The following is an 18362-nucleotide window of genomic DNA, read 5'->3' on the forward strand; positions in this document are numbered from 1 at the left end:
AGAACATACGTTCGAACGACGCGCACGCAGTCAGACCGAGGCGGAGAGTTCCAGCGTCTCGGCGGTCGCGCTGACCGTCCGCTCGGCCTTCTCGGGCGCATCGTTGAGCGTCGAGCCGTAACTCGGCACCAGTGCGCGGATGCGCGGCTCCCAGGCCTTCATCCGATCGGGGAAGCACTTCTGCACGATGTCGAGCATGATCGGCACGGCGGTCGACGCTCCGGGCGAAGCACCGAGCAGCCCGGCGATCGTGCCGTCCCCCCCGGTGATGACCTCGGTGCCGAACTGCAGCACTCCGCCCTTCTTCTCGTCTTTCTTCATCACTTGGACGCGCTGGCCGGCCGTGATCAGGTACCAGTCCTCATCGCGGGCGGTCGGCAGGAACTCGCGCAGGGCCTTCATCTTCTTGCCGCGGCCGGCGAGCACCTCGCCGATCAGGTACTTCATCAGGTCGAGGTTGTCGCGGGCGACCGCGAGCATCGGGCCGATGTTGTGCGGCCGGATCGACAGCGGCAGGTCGAGCCACGAGCCGCGCTTGAGGAACTTGGGCGTGAATCCGGCGTACGGACCGAACAGGAGCGACGACTCGCCGTCGACGACGCGCGCGTCCAGATGGGGCACTGACATCGGGGGCGCGCCGACGGCCGCCTTGCCGTAGACCTTGGCTGTGTGCCGGGCGACCAGCTCCGGGTTGTCGGTGCGGAGGAACTGCCCGGAGATGGGGAAGCCGCCGAAGCCCTTGATCTCGGGGATGCCGGACTTTTGCAACAGATGCAGCGCGCCCCCGCCGGCGCCGACGAAGACGAAGCGGGCGGTCACTCGCTGGGGCGTCCCGCCAACGAGCTGCTTGAGATCGAGGCGCCAGGTGCCGTCCTTCTGGCGGGTGATGTCGGTGACCTCGCGACCAGTGTCGAGCGTGCCGCCGTGGGCGACGACGTAATCGAACAGCTGGTGCGTCAGCGAGCCGAAGTCGACATCGGTTCCGGCCGGCATGCGGGTCGCGGCGTAGGGGCCGCCGCCCGCCGGCCGCTGCTCCATCAGCAGGGGCGCCCACTCGTGGATCGTCGTGATGTTCTCGGTGAACTCGATGCCGGCGAACAGCGGCTGGTCTTTGAGGGCCTCGTAGCGTTTGCGGAGGTACTCGACATTGGCTTCGCCGTGCACGAAGGTCATGTGCGGCGCCGGGTTGATGAAGCTGGACGGCTCACGGATGTCGCCGGACTCGACCAGGCTCGACCAGAACTGGCGCGAAATCTGGAACTGCTCGTTGATCTGAATGGCCTTCGCCGGGTCCACGGAGCCGTCGGCCGCCTCGGGCATGTAGTTGAGCTCGCAGAGGGCGGCGTGACCGGTGCCCGCGTTGTTCCACGGGTTCGACGATTCCTGCGCGACGTCGCCGAGGCGCTCGTAGGCGGCGATCGTCCAGTCGGGCTGCAGCTGGGTGATCAGGGCGCCCAGAGTGGCGCTCATGATGCCCCCACCGATGAGGGCGACGTCGACCGGTTCCGAGGAGTTCACGAGAGACGAGTTTACGCTCGCCCAGGCGCGCCACGGCGGGGAGAGGGCGGACGCGCCCATCAATTTCACGACTTTTCCACGCGGGAGGGGCGGCCGGACTCAGCAGCCCCTCCCCCGCGGATCAGGAGACGGGCTGCTTCGCCGCAATCAGCTCCGCGATCTGTACGGCGTTCAGGGCTGCGCCCTTGCGCAGGTTGTCATTGCTGATGAACAGCGCCAGGCCACGGCCCTCCGGAGCGCCCTCGTCGGCGCGGATGCGGCCGACATAGCTCGGGTCCGTGCCCGCGGCCTCCAGCGGAGTCGGTACCTCGCGCAGAACGACGCCGGGCGCCTCAGCCAGCAGCTCGCGCGCCCGCTCGGGGCTGAGAGCTGCGGCGAACTCCGCGTTGATCGAGAGCGAGTGGCCGGTGAAGACGGGCACGCGGACGCAGGTACCGGACACCAGCAGCTCGGGGAGCTCGAGGATGCGGCGGCTCTCGTTGCGGAGCTTCTTCTCCTCGTCGGTCTCGTTCGAGCCGTCCTCGACGAGGTTCCCGGCGAAGGGGATGACGTCGAAGGCGATCGGGGCGACGTACTTCTCGGGCGCGGGGAAGGCGACCGCCGAGCCGTCATGCACCAGGTCGAGCAGGTGCTCGTCGGCGACGGCGGCGCGCACCTGACCGGCCAGTTCGTTCGCTCCGGCCAGCCCGCTACCGGACACGGCCTGGTAAGTGCTGACGATGAGGCGGGTGAGCCCGGCCTCGCGGTCGAGGACCTTCAGGATCGGCATCGCGGCCATCGTGGTGCAGTTCGGATTCGCGATGATGCCCTTCACCGCCTGGTCGATGGCGTGCGGGTTGACCTCGCTCACGACCAGCGGCACCTCGGGGTCCATCCGCCAGGCGCTGGAGTTGTCGATCACGGTGACGCCCGCCGCAGCGAAGCGGGGCGCCTGAGCGCGCGAGCCCGTGGCTCCGGCGGAGAACAGGGCGATGTCGAGCCCGGACGGATCGGCGGTCTCGACGTCCTCGACCACCACGTCCTCACCGCGGAACGGCAGGGTCGTGCCCGCCGAGCGGGCGGTGGCGAAGAAGCGGATCGACGCGACGGGGAACTCGCGCTCCTCGAGGAGGCGGCGCATCACCTTCCCGACCTGGCCGGTCGCGCCGACGACGCCCACGTGGAGGGGGGTGCTGCTCATGCTGTGCTCTTTCGTCCGTGCGGCGCGGGCCGCTCGTGGCGGGGGGATCGAGGGAGAGGGTACCGGTCGGGTCGGCCGCCCGGGAGGAACGGCCGGATCGAGACGGGGGTCGGCCGTCAGCGCCCGGTACCGGCGTAGACCACGGCCTCGTCCTCGGCATCGAGCCCGAAGGCGGTGTGTACGACGCGCAGGGCTTCGTTCACAGTGTCGGCGCGGGTGACGACCGAGATGCGGATCTCGCTGGTCGAGATCATCTCGATGTTGATCCCCGCCTCGTAGAGGGAGCGGAACAGCTTCGCCGAGACGCCCGCATTGGTGCGCATGCCGGCGCCGACAAGCGCGAGTTTGGCGATCTGGTCGTCGTACTGGAGCGATTCGAAGCCGACCTCGTCCTTCTCGGCGTCCAAAGCCTTGAGGACGGTCTGGCCGTCGGCCTTGGGCAGTGTGAACGAGATGTCGGTGCGTCCGGTGGCCGCGGCCGAGACGTTCTGCACGATCATGTCGATATTGGAGCCGGTCTTCGCCACGATCGTGAAGATCTGCGCGGCTTTTCCGGGGATGTCGGGGACGCCGACGACGGTGATCTTCGCCTCGTTCAGGTCGGTGGCGACTCCGGCGATGATGGGCTCTTCCACGGCTTGTCCGTTCTGCTCGGCGCCGTCGGTCTCGGCGTTGTAGACGATGGTGCCCTCGTTGGGGCTGAAAGAGGAGCGCACGTGCAGCGTGACTCCGTGGCGGCGGGCGAACTCGACGGCGCGGATGTGCAGCACCTTCGCGCCGGCGGCGGCGAGCTCGAGCATCTCCTCGCTCGTGATGCGGTCGAGCTTTCGGGCCTTGGTAACCACGCGCGGGTCAGCGGAGAAGACTCCGTCGACATCGGTGTAGATCTCGCAGGTGTCGGCACCCAGGCCCGCGGCGAGCGCGACGGCGGTGGTGTCCGAGCCGCCGCGGCCGAGGGTGGTGATGTCCTTCGTGTCGCGGTTGAAGCCCTGGAACCCGGCGACGATGACGACCGCGTTCTCATCGAGCGCCGCGCGCAGGCGGACCGGTGTGATGTCGACGATGCGGGCAGCGCCGTGCTGCGCATCCGTGATCATGCCGGCCTGGCTGCCGGTGAAGGAGCGGGCCTCGAAGCCCATGCTCTTGATCGCCATCGCCAGCAGCGCCATCGAGATGCGCTCGCCCGAGGAGAGCAGCATGTCGAGCTCTCGGGGCGCTGGGAGGGGAGTGACCTGGTGGGCGAGCTCGAGCAGGTCGTCGGTGGTGTCGCCCATTGCCGAGACGGCCACGACGACGTCGTTGCCCGCCTGCTTGGTGGCGACAATGCGCTTCGCGACCCGCTTGATGCTCTCCGCGTCAGCGACGGAGGACCCGCCGAACTTCTGGACGATCAGGCTCACGTGCTGCTCCCGGGTCAGTGGCTGGAGGGCCGTCGCGACCCGACGGGCGAGTCTACCGGTCGCCCGCACTCCGGGCCGGTCACGTGAGTGGTCGGCGGTCGCGTCAATTCTCGACGAGGCGGCGGCCCTCGAAGGCACGGCCGAGCGTGATCTCGTCGGCGTACTCGAGGTCACCGCCGACAGGCAGACCCGAGGCGAGTCGGGTGATGCGGATGCCGAGAGTGCTGAGCATGCGGGAGAGGTAGGTCGCGGTCGCCTCGCCCTCGAGGTTGGGGTCGGTCGCGATGATCACCTCCTGCACCTCGCCGTCGGCGAGGCGTTGCAGCAGCTGGCGGATGCGGAGCTGGTCGGGGCCGATGCCGTCGATCGGGCTGATCGCGCCGCCGAGCACGTGGTACAGCCCGCGGAACTCGCGAGTGCGCTCGATCGCGGGGACGTCCTTCGCCTCCTCCACGACGCAGATGACCGTGCGGCTGCGACGCGGGTCGCGGCAGATCCCGCAGGTCGCCTCCTCCGCCACGTTCCCGCAGATGTCGCAGAAGTGCACCCGGTGACGCAGCTCCAGCAGAATCTCGGCGAGGCGGGTGACGTCGAACGTCTCAGTCTGCAGGATGTGGAACGCGATGCGCTGGGCGGACTTGGGGCCGATGCCGGGGAGTCGGCCGAGCTCGTCGATCAACTCCTGGACGATGCCTTCGTACATGCGGTCGCCTCCTCTCGAGTGGGGCGGACGGGGGTGGGGCCGGCGGGACGGAGGATGCGGCTCACGCGCCGGTCACGCGGGGGCCGCGCGGCGTGTGGGGCTGCTCCTCGATGAACTGGGCGCCGAGGATCTCGCGCACGACCGCCTCGCCGTAGCGCTGGCGGCCGTCGGCGGTGGCCGATCGGGTCGTGCGGGTGGCCGGACGCGGTGCGGGAGCCGGACGCTCGGCGACGGGGGTCGGGCGCACGGGGGCACGGGGCTCGGGCGCGGTGGGCTCGCCGGGGGGCGCGACCGTCGCCCAGGAGTCGGGCATCGGCGGCTCGACCGGGGGCATGTCCTCCTCCGGCGGCTCCTCGTCGAAGGGGGGCTGCTCGGCGGAGGGGGCGGCGGACGAAGAAGGGGCGGACGAAGAAGCGGCCGCGCGCTCGGGCTCCGCGGCCGCGGCGGGCGCCTCGACGGGTGCGGAGGGGGTCGCGGCCTCTGCCGCCGGAGTCGGGTCGGCGGGGATCGCCACTGTGGCCCAGCCGTCGGAGTCGGGCGGAGCCGCGGCTGCCGGGGCGGGTGCGGCCGGCGCCTCGACGGCGGCGCGTTCGGCCTCGGGAGCGGCGGCTCGCGGCTCGACACGGGCGATGTACTTCACCCGCAGTCCGAGAACCTGCTGAATGGCGTGCCGCAGGTGCTCGCTGACTCCGGGCTGACCCGCGGTGCCTGGCATCTTGAACGACTCGACGTCGTTCTGGCTCGGGAAGGACAGGGTCAGCACGTCGTCGTTGAGGGCGCGTACCTGGGCGGTGTAGGCGACCAGCCAGGCGGTCATCTTCGCCTTCTGCACGACCTCGAGGATCTCGGGCCAGGTGTCCTTCATTCGCTGGAGGGTGACCGCGCCCTCGGTCGCGGGCTCGGGCGCCTCGGGCACCGTCTCCTCGGCCGCCGTCTCCTCGGGCGCCTTCACCGGCGGTGCGGCGACGGTCGCGGACGCGGTAACGGGCGCCTCCGTCCGCGGCGCGGCAGCGATCGACTCGGGTACCGAGCCCGGAGCGGCGGCGTGCGAGGCGTGGTGGGGCTCCGGCGTGCGCGACGGCTCGGGCGACCGAGGCGCGGTCTCGGCGGAGGGACGCGGTGCGGCGACGCGACGCGGACGCTCCTCCTGCGCCGGAGCGGGCGCGATCCCCGCACCGGTGCCGTGCACCAGGGTCCGCGCGATCATCAGCTCGAGGTGCAGGCGCGGTGAGGTCGCACCGGTCATCTCGGTGAGCGCGTCGTTGACCACATCGGCGATGCGCGAGAGCTCGGCCAGGCCGAGCGCCCGCGACTGCCCGGCCATGCGGTCGAGATCGTCCTGCGAGACGCCGCGCAGCACGGCCGAGGCCGCGCCTCCGGTGGCCGCGACGACGATCAGGTCGCGCAGCTTCTCGAGCAGGTCCTCGACGAAGCGGCGCGGATCCTGACCCGTCTGGATGACGCGGTCGACCGCTCCGAACGCCTCGGCCGAGTCGCGCTCGGCCAGCGCGTCCACGACCTCGTCGAGCAGGGCGCCGTGGGTGTACCCCAGCAGCGCGACGGCCCGCTCGTACTCGACGGTCTCGGCCTCGGAGCCGGCCATCAGCTGGTCGAGGAGAGAGAGGGTGTCGCGGACGGACCCGCCGCCCGCGCGGACCACGAGCGGCAGCACGCCCGCCGCCACGTGCACGCCCTCGCGCTCGCAGAGCGACTGCGTGTAGTCGAGCATCTGGGCCGGCGGCACGAGCCGGAACGGATAGTGGTGGGTGCGCGAGCGGATGGTGCCGATCACCTTGTCGGGCTCGGTGGTCGCGAAGATGAACTTCACGTGCTCCGGCGGCTCCTCGACGATCTTGAGCAGGGCGTTGAAGCCCTGCGGCGTGACCATGTGCGCCTCGTCGAGAATGAAGATTTTGTAGCGGTCGCGTGCCGGGGCGAAGATGGCGCGCTCGCGCAGATCGCGCGCGTCGTCGACTCCGTTGTGGCTCGCCGCATCGATCTCGACCACGTCGAGCGACCCCTGGCCCTCGCGGCTGAGCTCGACGCAGCTATCGCAGACGCCGCAGGGAGTGTCGGTGGGGCCGGTGGCGCAGTTGAGGCAGCGGGCGAGGATGCGCGCCGAGGTGGTCTTGCCGCAGCCGCGCGGACCACTGAAGAGGTACGCGTGGTTCACGCGGTTGGTGCGCAGCGCGGTCATGAGCGGATCCGTCACCTGGGACTGGCCGATCATCTCGGCGAACGTCTCGGGCCGGTACCGGCGATATAGGGCTGCTACCACCCGACCAGAGTAGCCGCGACCTCCGACACCGGAGCCGGGCGGCGGAGACCGGTACCCGCGTAACCTCGGAGGCGTGCCTCCTGCGCCGCCGCTCCCCCGCTGTGATGCGATCGTGCTCGCCGGCGGACGGGCGACCCGGCTCGGCGGCGCGATCAAGCCGCTCCTGCCGCACCGCGACTCCACCCTCCTCGGCACCGCCCTCGCAGCCGTTCACGGCGCTGAGCGGCGAGTCGTCGCCGGACCGCAGGCCCTCGCGTCGGCCCTCGACGGCGCCGAGCACGTCCAGGAGGATCCCCCGTTCGGCGGCCCGGTCGCGGGGCTGGCCGCCGCGCTGCCCCTGCTCGACCGGCCCGACGCTCCGGAGTGGGTCGTCGTGCTCGCCGCCGATCTCGTCGCGCCCGGTCCCGCGGTGCAGCGGCTGCTGGAGGACGCGGCGAGCGCCGTGCAGGACTCCCTTCTGGCCGTCGACACCGACGGTCGCGCCCAGCAGCTCCTCGGCGTGCACCGGCGTCGATCGCTCGTCGACGCGCTCGCCGCGCTCGGCGATCCCCACGGCGCCTCGGTGCGCGCCCTCCTCCGCGGGCTGCCCCTGCGGCTCGTCAGCGTGCCCGCAGGCTCGACCGACGATGTTGACGCGCCCACCGATGCGCTCCGGCACGGGATCGACCTCTCGGGCCCGCTCGGCGCACACTGAGCGGATGGACGACACCTTCGACTCCGACGCCGCAGGCTCCGCTTCCGCAGGCTCCACTACCGCAGGCCCCGACGACACCCGCCCGACCGAGGAGATCCTCGCCGCCTGGTGGGCCGAACTCTGCGCCGCTCTCGGCCTCGGCGCGGTCCCCATCGACCCGGACGCTCTGCTCGCGCTCGCCGGTCGCGCGGCGCACACCGTGGTCCGGCCCGCGGCTCCGCTCACGACCTTCCTCGCGGGCTACGCAGCGGGCCTGAGCGGTGGGAGCCGGGACGCGCTCGACGCCGCGCTCACGACCTCGCACCGCGCGGTGGACGAGCGCTCGCACGCGTCCTGAAACGCTACTCCCCCGCGCTCTATCCGGCTCCAGACTCCTGGCGTACGGTTCGCCAGAGCCCCGACGTCGCGGCTGAAACGAGCGGCGACGCGGGACTCCCGCGGCCGAGCGCGCCGCGGACCGCCACGTGAAGGAGCACCGCATGTCAGGCAACAGAGCCGTCGCCTACAAGTCCCCCGGAGTGGTCGAGGTCATCGACATCGACTACCCGACCTTCGAGCTGAAGGACGGACCAGGCGTCAACCCGGCGAACATCGGACGGAAGCTGCCCCACGGCGCGATCCTCCGCACCGTGTCCACCAACATCTGCGGCTCGGACCAGCACATGGTCCGCGGCCGCACCACGGCTCCGCCGGACCTCGTACTCGGCCACGAGATCACCGGCGAGGTCGTCGAGGTCGGCCCCGACGTCGAATTCGTCAAGGTCGGCGATATCGTCTCGGTGCCCTTCAATATCGCCTGCGGCCGGTGCCGCAACTGCAAAGAGCGCAAGACCGGCATCTGCCTGAACGTGAATCCGGACCGCCCGGGCAGCGCCTACGGCTACGTCGACATGGGCGGCTGGGTCGGCGGGCAGGCCGAGTACGTGATGGTCCCCTACGCCGACTGGAACCTGCTGGTGTTCCCGGACCGCGACCAGGCGCTCGAGAAGATCCTCGACCTGACGATGCTCTCGGACATCTTCCCGACGGGCTTCCACGGCGCGGTGACCGCGGGCGTCGGGGTCGGCTCCACCGTGTACGTCGCGGGGGCGGGTCCGGTCGGCCTCGCTGCGGCCGTCGGGGCGCAGCTGCTCGGAGCGGCCGTCGTGATCGTCGCGGACCTCAACGAGGAGCGGCTGGCGCAGGCGCGCTCCTTCGGCTGTGAGACGGTCGACGTCTCGAAGGGCGATCCGGCGGGCCAGATCGAGCAGATTCTCGGCGTGCCGGAGGTCGACTGCGGAGTGGACGCGGTCGGCTTCGAAGCACACGGCAACGGCGCCGACTCGGGGACGGAGGCGCCAGCGACGGTACTCAACTCGCTGATGTCGATCACTGCGGCGGGCGGCGCCCTCGGCATCCCCGGCCTCTACGTCACGGGCGACCCGGGCGGAGTCGACGAGGCGGCCCAGGAGGGCTCGCTCTCGATCCGGCTCGGACTGGGCTGGGCGAAATCGCTCTCCTTCACCACGGGCCAGTGCCCGGTGATGACGTACAACCGGCAGCTGATGATGGCGATCCTGCATGACCGGGTGCACATCGCCGACGCGGTGCAGGCCACGGCGATCAGCCTTGACGACGCTCCTCAGGGGTACGCCGATTTCGACAAGGGTGCCGCGAAGAAGTTCGTGCTGAACCCGAACGGTTACCTGGGCTGAGCGACGGGCCGGGTCGTGCGCGGGCCGGGTCCCGCGCGGACCCGCCCCGAGCCCCGGGAGAATGGACGGGATGAGCGCGCACCGGCACGAGGCGATCGACTGGGACGAGGCCAGGCGGATCGTGGGCGAGACCGTGGCGCGCTCGGGGGTCGCGACCGTCCCACTCCTCGCCGCCCGCGGAGCGGTCCTCGATCACGACGTCGCGGCGACCCGGCCACTCCCGCACTACGACTCCTCGGCCATGGACGGCTGGGCCGTGCGCGGCCGCGGTCCCTGGGCGCTTGAGGACGGCACCGCCGCACCGATCGTCACCGGCGCAGTCGTTCCCGACTGGAGCGACGCGGTGCTGCCGTCCGAACAGGGCGAGATCTGCGAGGAGGTGCTCACGGCCCGGGCACCTCTCCCACCCGGCCGCCACCTGCGGCGCGCGGGCGATGAGGCTGCACGAGGGGCTGTCCTCGTCGGTGCCGGAACCCGCCTCACTCCCGCGCACCTCGCCCTGCTCGCGGTCGCCGGAGTCGACGCGCTCGATGTCCGCCTGCCCGCCGCGGTCGACCTCCTCCTCACCGGCGACGAGGTCGACACGGAGGGGATGCCGCCCGCGGGCCGGGTGCGCGACGCCTTCACGCCGCTGCTGCCCGCGCTCGTCGAGCTCTCGGGCGGAGACGTTGGGGAGGTCGTGCGCCGCGGCGACGATGAGGACGCGATCGCCCGGACGCTGCTGACGGGCTCAGCGCCGATCCTGCTCAGCACCGGCGGGACCGGGCGCTCCCGGGTCGACGCGGTGCGTCGCGCCCTCGGGACGGTCGGGGCGCTAATCCTCATCGACGGCGTTGACATGCGCCCCGGTCACCCCACGATGGCGGCCGTACTACCGGGCGGGACGCTGGTGATCGCGCTGCCGGGCAATCCGCTCGCCGCGCTCCTCGCCGCGCTCTCCTTCCTGCCGTCGGCGCTCGACGCGGCGTCCGGCGCCGTCCCCCGCCCGCTGCACCGCGGCGTCCTCGCCGAACCGCTCCGCCGCCCGGGGACGACGGTCCTCGTACCCGTCTCCCGGAGCGAGGACGGCTGGCGGGCGGCGGCGGGGATCCGCTCGCACATGCTGACCGGACTCGCCGCGTCACAGGCGGTCGCCGTCGTGCCCGCCCCGGGAGCGGCGGCGGGTGACTCCGTGCGCCTGCTGCCGCTGCCCTGGTGAGCCGTTACGCCGCAGGCTCGAGGCGGATCACCACCGACTTCGAGGTCGGCGTGTTGCTGATCTTCGCGGTCGAATCCAGAGGCACGAGGACGTTCGTCTCGGGATAGTAGGCGGCCGCGCACCCGCGAGGGGTGTCGTAGGCGACGACTCTGAACGACTCCGCCCGCCGCTCGACCCCGTCGGGCCACTCCGAGACCAGGTCGACCAGCGCACCGTTCGCGAAGCCCAGCTCGGCGACGTCATCGGCGTGCACGAACACCACGCGCCGCCCATCATGGATCCCGCGATAGCGGTCGTCCTTGCCGTAGATCGTGGTGTTGAACTGGTCGTGCGAGCGCAGGGTCTGCAGCAGCAGCCGCCCCTCGGGCACTCGCGGGTATTCGAGCGGATTCGCGGTGAAGCGCGCGAGCCCGGAGGGGGTATCGAAGCGGCGCGAATCGCGCGGGGGGTTCGGGAGGACGAACCCGCCGGGCACGTCGATCCGGGCCTCGAACCCCTCGAAGCCGGGCACCACGTTCGCAATGTGCGAGCGGATGCGGCGGTAGTCGTCGCGCAGCCCCGACCAGTCGACCTGCGGGACGTTCTCGCGGCCGGCCAGCAGCCGCTCCGCGATGCCGGTGAGGATCGACACCTCCGAGCGCAGCACCGGACTCGGTGGGCGCAGGCGGCCGCGGGAGGCGTGCACCGCGCTCATCGAGTCCTCAACGGTGACCCGCTGCTCGCCCGAACGCTGCACATCCGAGTCGGTGCGGCCCAGGGTCGGCAGGATCAGTGCGCGGCGGCCGGTGACCACGTGCGAGCGGTTGAGCTTGGTCGAGACGTGCACGGTCAGCGCGAGCGAGCGCATCGCCGCCTCCGTCACTGCGCTGTCCGGCGTCGCCCGGGCGAAGTTGCCGCCGAGCCCCACGAACACGCGGGCCTTCCCGTCGCGCATCGCCCGGATCGCGGCGACCGTGTCGGTGCCGTGCTCGCGCGGGGAGGAGAAGGAGAACTCGCGATCGAGCGCGTCGTGGAAGGAGTCCGGCATCCGCTCGAAGATGCCCATCGTGCGGTCGCCCTGCACATTGGAGTGACCGCGCACCGGGCACACGCCCGCGCCGGGCTTGCCGATGTTTCCGGTCAGCAGCAGCACGTTGACGACGTCCTTGAGCGTCGCGACGGAGTGCGCGTGCTGCGTGAGGCCCATCGCCCAGCAGACGACGGTGCCCTCGGACGCTGCGATCAGCTCGGCGACAGTGCGGATACGCGCCTCGTCGATCCCGCTCGCCCGCTCGATCTCGTCCCACTCGACCGCCCGCAGCCCGTGCAGATAGTCGCCGAGGCCGCCCGTGCTCTCTCGGATGAAGGCGTGGTCGAAGACGTCGCCGCGCTCCTCCTCCGCCTCGAGCAGCGCCTTGCCGAGGCCCTGGAACAGGGCCTGGTCGCCGCCGAGCCGCACCTGGAGGAAATGGTCGGCGAGGGCGGTGCCGTCGCCGAGTGTCCCCCGCACGGTCTGCGGGTTCTGGAAGCGGAGCAGGCCCGCCTCCGGCAGCGGATTCACGGCCACGATCGTGCCACCGGCGCGCTTGGCGCGTTCCAGGGCGGTGAGCATCCGCGGGTGGTTCGTGCCCGGATTCTGGCCGGCGACGATGATCAGCGGCGCCCGCTCCACGTCGCGCAGGCTCACCGAGCCCTTGCCGATCCCGATCGTCTCGGTGAGCGCGGAGCCGCTGGACTCGTGGCACATGTTGGAGCAGTCGGGCAGGTTGTTGGTGCCGAAGCCGCGAACCATCAGCTGGTAGACGAACGCCGACTCGTTCGACGTGCGACCGGAGGTGTAGAAGATCGCCTCGTCGGGGCTCGCGCACGCGCGCAGCTCCTCCGCCACGAGATCGAGCGCCTCGTCCCAGCCCACAGGGCGGTAGTGGGTGGCGCCCTCCTCCAGCAGCATCGGCTCGGTGAGCCGACCCTGCTGGCCGAGCGCGAAGTCGTCCCACTCCTCCAGCTCCGAGACGGGATGCGCGGCGAAGAATGCCGACGTGACGGTGCGCAGCGTCGCCTCCTCGGCGACGGCCTTCGCCCCGTTCTCGCAGAATTCGGCGACGTGGCGCTTGTCGCTCTCGGGCCAGGCGCAGCCCGGGCAGTCGAAGCCGGTCTTCTGGTTGACCCGCAGGAGCGTCTCGGCGCTGCGGAGCGGACCCATCTGCTTCAGCGAGATTTCGAGAGCGTGAGCGACGCCGGGGATGCCGACGGCCCGCTTCTTCGGGGACCGGACGGAGAGGCGGCTCTCGTCGATCGGACTCTCGCGGGGCTCGGCGTCATCGACCATTCCTGCATCGTACGTCCGCGCAGTGGCAACGCTCTCGGTTCTCGGTGGAAGGATGACCCTCACCGCCTGAGGAGAGCCATGAGCCGCAGTGTCGCCCGCACCCGCCTGATCGCCGTCCGCGCCGACGATCCGCCCCGCCGTCGCGAGGACGTGCTGGCCGTCGAGGAGCCGCTCGAGATCCGCGTGGGCGGGCGCCGCTTCAGCGTGACCATGCGCACGCCCGGTGACGACTTCGACCTCGTCGCCGGGTTCCTCGTATCGGAGGGAGTGCTCACGGAGGCGGAGCAGCTCGCGGCCATGCGCTACTGCGCCAGCGGCTCCGGGCCGGGCGAGAACACCTACAACGTGGTCGACGCGAGCGTCCGCGGCGGACGAGAGGCCGTGCTACTCGAGCGTGAGCGGTCGGTGTACACGACGAGCTCGTGCGGAGTCTGCGGGCTCGCGTCGCTCGAGGCGGTCGCCACGGACTCGGCGTGGAGCGTCGCGGAGGACGAACTGCACGTCGAGCGAGCGCTGGTGGTCTCGCTCCCGGACCGGCTCCGCGAGGCGCAGGCGGTGTTCGAGCGGACCGGCGGCGTGCATGCGGCGGGGCTGTTCGACTCCGACGGCGCGCTGCTGGTGCTCCGGGAAGACGTGGGGCGGCACAACGCTGTGGACAAGGTAGTGGGTTGGGGGCTCCGGGAAGGGCGGCTGCCGTTGCGCGGGACGCTGTTGCAGGTGTCGGGGCGCGCCTCGTTCGAGCTGGTGCAGAAGGCGGTGATGGCGGGCGTCCCGCTGCTCGCCGCGGTCGGCGCCCCGTCGTCGCTGGCCGTCGACCTGGCCCGAGACAGCGGCCTCACCCTGATCGGTTTCAGCCGCGCCTCCGGCTTCAACCTCTACTCCGGCGACGCCCGCCTGCTGCCCTGACCCCGGCTCTCGATCCGCCGCGGCGCCGCGGCTTCTCGACCAGCAAGAGGCGATCCAGCGTCCGGCAGAGGGCCGCTGCCCGGAATCGCGTGCGAGCGATTCCGGGCAGCCTGACGCGACCCGCTCTACGGAACGCAGCCCTTCGAGAAGCCGACCGCGGGTCGTGGAGCGGCGTCGCCGCTACACGACCGACAAGGACTGCCGGGCGATCTCCAGTTCTTCGTTGGTGGGGATGACGAGGACGGCGACGCGGGAGTCGTCGGTCGAGATCCGGCGGGCGCCGCGGTCGGTGGAGGTGTTGCGCTCCGGATCGAGTTCGATGCCGAGGCCCTCGAGGCCGCGGAGGGCGCCGGCGCGGACGGCGGCGACGTTCTCGCCGACTCCGGCCGTGAAGACGACGGCGTCAACGCGGCCGAGCTGGGCGTAGAAGGCCCCGATGTAGTGGCGGAGGCGGTGGTAGTAGACGTCGAGTCCAGCGCGGGCCTGCTCGTCACCGGCCTCGGCAGCCTGCTGGACATCGCGCATGTCCCCCCGTCCGGTGAGGCCGAGTAGTCCGCTGCGGCGGTTGAGGAGGGTGTCGAGCTCGTCGAGAGAAAGGCCTGCCTTGCGGGCGAGGTGGAAGACGACGGCGGGGTCGAGGTCGCCGGAGCGGGTGCCCATCACCAGGCCTTCCAGCGGGGTCATCCCCATCGAGGTCTCGACGGAGATGCCGCCGTCGACGGCGCAGGCGGACGCTCCGTTGCCCAGGTGCAGGACGATCGTCTTGAGGTCGGAGCGGCGGCGGCCGAGGTAGGCGGCGGCGGCTTCGGAGACGAACTTGTGCGAGGTGCCGTGGAAGCCGTAGCGGCGGACGCGGTGCTTCTCGGCGAGCTCGGCGGGTAGCGCGTAGGTCGAGGCCGCGGCGGGGATGGTGTGGTGGAAGGCGGTGTCGAAGACGGCGACGTGCGGGACCTCGGGGAACACCTTCTGCGCCGCCTCGATGCCCTCGAGGTTGGCGGGGTTGTGCAGCGGAGCTAAGTCGGCGAGGTCCTCGATGTTGATCTTCACCAGGTCGGTGACGACGGTCGGGTCGAAGAAACGCTTGCCGCCGTGCACGACGCGGTGGCCCACGGCGACCGGTGGGAAGGCGTCGAGGCTCGGGCCGTGCTCGCCGAACGCGCGGATCATCGCATCGAAGCCCGCGGTGTGGTCGGGGATCGGCGCCTCGATCTCGAACGACTCCCCGTCGCGAGTGTGCTTGGTGCGGCCGACGTCCTCGCCGATCCGCTCGACGAGGCCGCTCGCGAGCGTCTCCTCCGTGGTCATCTCGATGAGCTGGTACTTGAACGATGACGAACCGCTGTTGATGACGAGGACGACGGACATGAGGGGACTCCTGGGGGATCGGGGTCGGCAGGGGCGGGTCGGCGGCGCGGTGGCCGCTAGCGCACGACGGGAATGGCGGCGGTGGGCGGAACGATGGCCTGGGTCGCCGCCTGGATTGCGGTGATCGCGACGGTGTTGACGATGTCTTGCACGAGCGCACCGCGCGAGAGGTCGTTGACCGGTTTGCGCAGGCCCTGGAGGACCGGCCCGATGGCGACGGCGCCGGCCGAGCGCTGCACGGCCTTATAGGTGTTGTTGCCCGTGTTGAGGTCGGGGAAGATGAACACCGTCGCACGGCCGGCGACCTGGGAGCCGGGCATCTTCGAGGCGGCAACCGCCGCATCCGCCGCCGCGTCGTACTGGATGGGGCCTTCGACGAGCAGGTCGGGTCGGCGCTCGCGCACCAGCGCCGTCGCTGCGCGGACCTTCTCGACGTCGGCGCCGGCTCCGCTCTCGCCGGTGGAGTAGGAGAGCATCGCGATGCGCGGGTCGATGCCGAACTGCTGCGCGGTCTCGGCGGAGGAGATCGCGATGTCGGCGAGCTGCGCCTCGGTCGGGTCGGGGTTGACCGCGCAGTCGCCGTAGACCAGGACCCGGTCGGCGAGCGCCATCAGGAACACACTGGAGACGACCGAGACGCCCGGGCTGGTCTTGATGATCTCGAAGCCGGGGCGGATGGTGTGCGCCGTCGTGTGTGCGGCTCCGGAGACCATGCCGTCGGCCAGGCCGAGCTGCACCATCATCGTGCCGAAATAGGAGACGTCGGTGACCGTGTCGTAGGCGTGGTCGTAAGTGATGCCCTTGTGCGCGCGGATGCGGGCGTACTCCTCGGCGAAGCGGGCTCGGTGCTCGGGGTCGAGTGTGCTCAGCACGCGGGCGCCGTCGAGGTCGAGGCCCAGGCCTGCCGCTCGGGCGCGGATCTCGGCCTCCTCGCCGAGGATCGTCAACCGGGCGATGCCGCGCTTGAGCACCGTCGCGGCGGCACGGAGGATGCGGTCGTCTCCGCCCTCGGGCAGCACGATGTGGCGGTCGGCGATGCGCGCGCGCTCGATCAGGCCGTACTCGAACATCAGCGGGGTGACGACCTCGGAGCGGCCCACGTCGAGCAGGGTGAGCAGCTCGACGACGTCGACCGCCTCCTGGAACAGGGCGAGCGAGGTATCGCGCTTGCGCGGCGAGTCGGCCGCCAGGCGTCCGCGCGCGGCGGTGACGCGGACGGCGGTGTCGTAGGTGCCGAGTTCGGTCATCACGATCGGCACGCGGCTGTCGACGCCCTCGATCAGCCGGACGATCGGCTCCGGCAGCTCGAACCCGCCGTTGAGGATGATGCCGGTAACTGTGGGGAACGTACCGGAGGCGTAGGCCATGATCACGGCGAGGACGACGTCGGGGCGATCGCCGGGGACGATCACCACGCCGCCCTCGGTGAGACGCGGGAGGACGTTGACCATCGACATGCCGGCGATCACCACGCCGAGCGCCTCGCGGCCGAGCAGCTCCGGGTCGCCCGCGACGACGACTCCATCGACCGCCTCGACCAGGCGGGACAGGCTCGGGGCGACGAGGAACGGGTCCTCCCGGATGGCCCACACCGGCACCGAGGCGGGGATGCTCTCGCGGATCGCCGCCATCGCGTCGGCCGCGGTGGCCGGATCGGCGCGGTTGGCGATCACTCCGATGAGGCTCGCGTGAGCCGTGCGCAGCTCGACGGATGCGAGCTCGGTGATCTGACGCATCTCCTCCGGTGTGCGCGCGGGCGCCTGGCCGAGCTGTTCGCTGTGGGAGGGATCGCGGCCGGTGAGCACGAGCAGGACCGGCGCGCCGAGGTTCGCGGCGATGCGGGCGTTGTACCCCAGCTCGGTGGGGCTGCCCACGTCGGTGTAGTCGGAGCCGAGGATCACGACGGCGTCGCACTGCGCCTCGACGCCTTTGTAGCGCTCGACGATGCGCGAGAGGGCCGCCTCGCCGTCGGCGTGCACGTCCTCGTAGGTGACGCCGATGCAGTCCTCGTAGGCGAGGCCGGAGTCGGAGTGGCCGAGCAGCATCTCGAGCACGTAGTCGGGCTCGGAGGTGGAGCGGGCGATCGGACGGAAGACACCGACCCGCTGGACCTGACTGCTGAGCGCATCGAGGACGCCGAGGGCGACGGTGGACTTGCCCGAATGACCTTCGGCGGACGAGATGTAGATGCTCTGAACCATCGGGACCAGCCTAGCGAGGGGGTCCGTCCGCCTGGCTGGGTAGAGGCCAGCGAGGGGAGTGCGTGCGCATGTGCGGGCTGTGGAGGAGCATTCGCCAGGGGCGGCAGCAGCCCGGTGAAGCGACCGCAGCACCCCTGTTAAAGAGGAGAAGACCCCCCGCGCACCCGCCAGAGCCCGGTTACCCTTGCTGCGTTTCCGCCCTGGGGGAGTTGGCCTGGATGGCGCCACGCGGGGAGCCAGGTGACAGTGTAACCGACGACGCGCGCCGCCGAGCGCGGGGCTCCGCGGGCTCGTGGTCAGCGCGCGGCTCCGACACCGGCTAGTATCGATGAGTCGCGGCTCCGGTCGCGCCAGGAGGATTCGCCTAGTGGCCTATGGCGCACGCTTGGAAAGCGTGTTGGGTGAAAGCCCTCGGGGGTTCGAATCCCCCATCCTCCGCGAACGGTGTCCGTAGCTCTCGCCAGCACGGGCACCGTTTCTGCGTTCCCGAACAGCTCCGCCGAGCGCGGGCGGCACAGCAGGAGCCACAGTCGGTAGCTTCGCATCGCCTACGAAATGGAGCGTCGAGCACACTGGTCACCCAGCATTTCGGCCACGGCTCGCTGCAGCGACTTGATCGTGCGCTCGTAGATCGTCAGCGTCCCCGCCACAGACGTTCGCCCCAACGGCTCCGAGACCACCCGCAGGTTCACGCCTGCGCTGAGCAGCGTTGTCGCTTGAGTGTGGCGCCCCTCGCGACAGGATCGCCGGGCAGACCCGGTCTTCTCCGCGACTGAAGTAGCTAACGCGATCAAAGATCTTGCTAAAGCGGGCGTCTCTACGAAGGACATCCTCGGCGATGGGGTTTCCCGGAGCGGTTGCTCTCGCGTCGGCTGGCTCGCTGGATGTCTCGGATGCTGCGGAGACCGCCGCGACGG

At 71.0% G+C, this 18362-nt stretch carries 13 protein-coding genes, 1 tRNA gene and 1 other RNA gene; 6 read left to right on the plus strand and 9 right to left on the minus strand.

All coding sequences use genetic code 11. The features are described 5' to 3' along the window. Positions 1–30 precede the first annotated feature (30 nt). The 5 genes from A6122_RS11245 to A6122_RS11265 all read right to left on the minus strand — a co-directional run bounded on the left by A6122_RS11245 (position 31) and on the right by A6122_RS11265 (position 7079). Complete coding sequence (locus A6122_RS11245) at positions 31–1578, minus strand: malate:quinone oxidoreductase (RefSeq protein WP_084416003.1); 1548 nt, start codon at positions 1576–1578, stop codon at positions 31–33. Between the two features lie 61 nt (positions 1579–1639). Then, on the minus strand, positions 1640–2698 hold the full coding sequence (locus tag A6122_RS11250) for an aspartate-semialdehyde dehydrogenase (protein ID WP_068254948.1): 1059 nt from the start codon (positions 2696–2698) through the stop codon (positions 1640–1642). A 116-nt stretch (positions 2699–2814) separates the two neighbouring features. Further along, positions 2815–4098 carry an aspartate kinase gene (locus A6122_RS11255; RefSeq protein ID WP_068254950.1) on the minus strand — a complete coding sequence of 428 codons (1284 nt, stop codon included), beginning with the start codon at positions 4096–4098 and terminating at the stop codon, positions 2815–2817. A 103-nt stretch (positions 4099–4201) separates the two neighbouring features. Then, positions 4202–4801 (minus strand): recombination mediator RecR, encoded by a 600-nt coding sequence (gene recR, locus A6122_RS11260; RefSeq protein ID WP_068254953.1) that lies wholly within the window; start codon positions 4799–4801, stop codon positions 4202–4204. 61 nt (positions 4802–4862) lie between these two features. After that, positions 4863–7079 carry a DNA polymerase III subunit gamma and tau gene (locus tag A6122_RS11265; protein WP_068254956.1) on the minus strand — a complete coding sequence of 739 codons (2217 nt, stop codon included), beginning with the start codon at positions 7077–7079 and terminating at the stop codon, positions 4863–4865. Positions 7080–7152: 73 nt separating this feature from the next. On the opposite strand from A6122_RS11265, the gene mobA reads away from it, so the two are divergent. The 4 genes from mobA to A6122_RS11285 all read left to right on the plus strand — a co-directional run bounded on the left by mobA (position 7153) and on the right by A6122_RS11285 (position 10665). After that, on the plus strand, positions 7153–7773 hold the full coding sequence (gene mobA, locus A6122_RS11270) for a molybdenum cofactor guanylyltransferase (RefSeq protein WP_237358176.1): 621 nt from the start codon (positions 7153–7155) through the stop codon (positions 7771–7773). Positions 7774–7777: 4 nt separating this feature from the next. Continuing rightward, positions 7778–8110, plus strand: coding sequence for a DUF6457 domain-containing protein (locus tag A6122_RS17350; RefSeq protein WP_068254959.1), 333 nt, complete (start codon positions 7778–7780; stop codon positions 8108–8110). 142 nt (positions 8111–8252) lie between these two features. Then, positions 8253–9467, plus strand: coding sequence for a formaldehyde dehydrogenase, glutathione-independent (gene fdhA / locus A6122_RS11280; RefSeq protein WP_068254961.1), 1215 nt, complete (start codon positions 8253–8255; stop codon positions 9465–9467). A gap of 70 nt (positions 9468–9537) precedes the next feature. Beyond that, on the plus strand, positions 9538–10665 hold the full coding sequence (locus tag A6122_RS11285; protein ID WP_068254964.1) for a molybdopterin molybdotransferase MoeA: 1128 nt from the start codon (positions 9538–9540) through the stop codon (positions 10663–10665). Between the two features lie 4 nt (positions 10666–10669). On the opposite strand, the gene A6122_RS11290 is transcribed toward A6122_RS11285, so the two are convergent. Further along, positions 10670–12973 carry an FdhF/YdeP family oxidoreductase gene (locus A6122_RS11290; RefSeq protein WP_068254965.1) on the minus strand — a complete coding sequence of 768 codons (2304 nt, stop codon included), beginning with the start codon at positions 12971–12973 and terminating at the stop codon, positions 10670–10672. 78 nt (positions 12974–13051) lie between these two features. Here A6122_RS11290 and fdhD point away from each other — a divergent pair, with 78 nt between their 5' ends. Next, on the plus strand, positions 13052–13879 hold the full coding sequence (fdhD, locus tag A6122_RS11295) for a formate dehydrogenase accessory sulfurtransferase FdhD (protein ID WP_068254966.1): 828 nt from the start codon (positions 13052–13054) through the stop codon (positions 13877–13879). Between the two features lie 180 nt (positions 13880–14059). Here the strand turns inward: fdhD and A6122_RS11300 are convergent, their stop codons facing one another. The 3 genes from A6122_RS11300 to ffs form a co-directional block, all read right to left on the minus strand. Further along, positions 14060–15244, minus strand: a complete 1185-nt coding sequence (locus tag A6122_RS11300) for an acetate/propionate family kinase (RefSeq protein WP_068254969.1) — start codon at positions 15242–15244, stop codon at positions 14060–14062. A 56-nt stretch (positions 15245–15300) separates the two neighbouring features. Further along, on the minus strand, positions 15301–17445 hold the full coding sequence (pta, locus tag A6122_RS11305) for a phosphate acetyltransferase (protein ID WP_068254973.1): 2145 nt from the start codon (positions 17443–17445) through the stop codon (positions 15301–15303). A 144-nt stretch (positions 17446–17589) separates the two neighbouring features. Next, positions 17590–17686: signal recognition particle sRNA small type (gene ffs / locus A6122_RS11310), an RNA gene on the minus strand. A 112-nt stretch (positions 17687–17798) separates the two neighbouring features. Here ffs and A6122_RS11315 point away from each other — a divergent pair. After that, positions 17799–17883 (plus strand) — tRNA-Ser (locus tag A6122_RS11315). The last annotated feature ends 479 nt before the right edge of the window (positions 17884–18362 follow it).

The sequence above is a fragment of the Rathayibacter tritici genome (assembly GCF_001641005.1).
GTDB classification, from domain to species: domain Bacteria; phylum Actinomycetota; class Actinomycetes; order Actinomycetales; family Microbacteriaceae; genus Rathayibacter; species Rathayibacter tritici.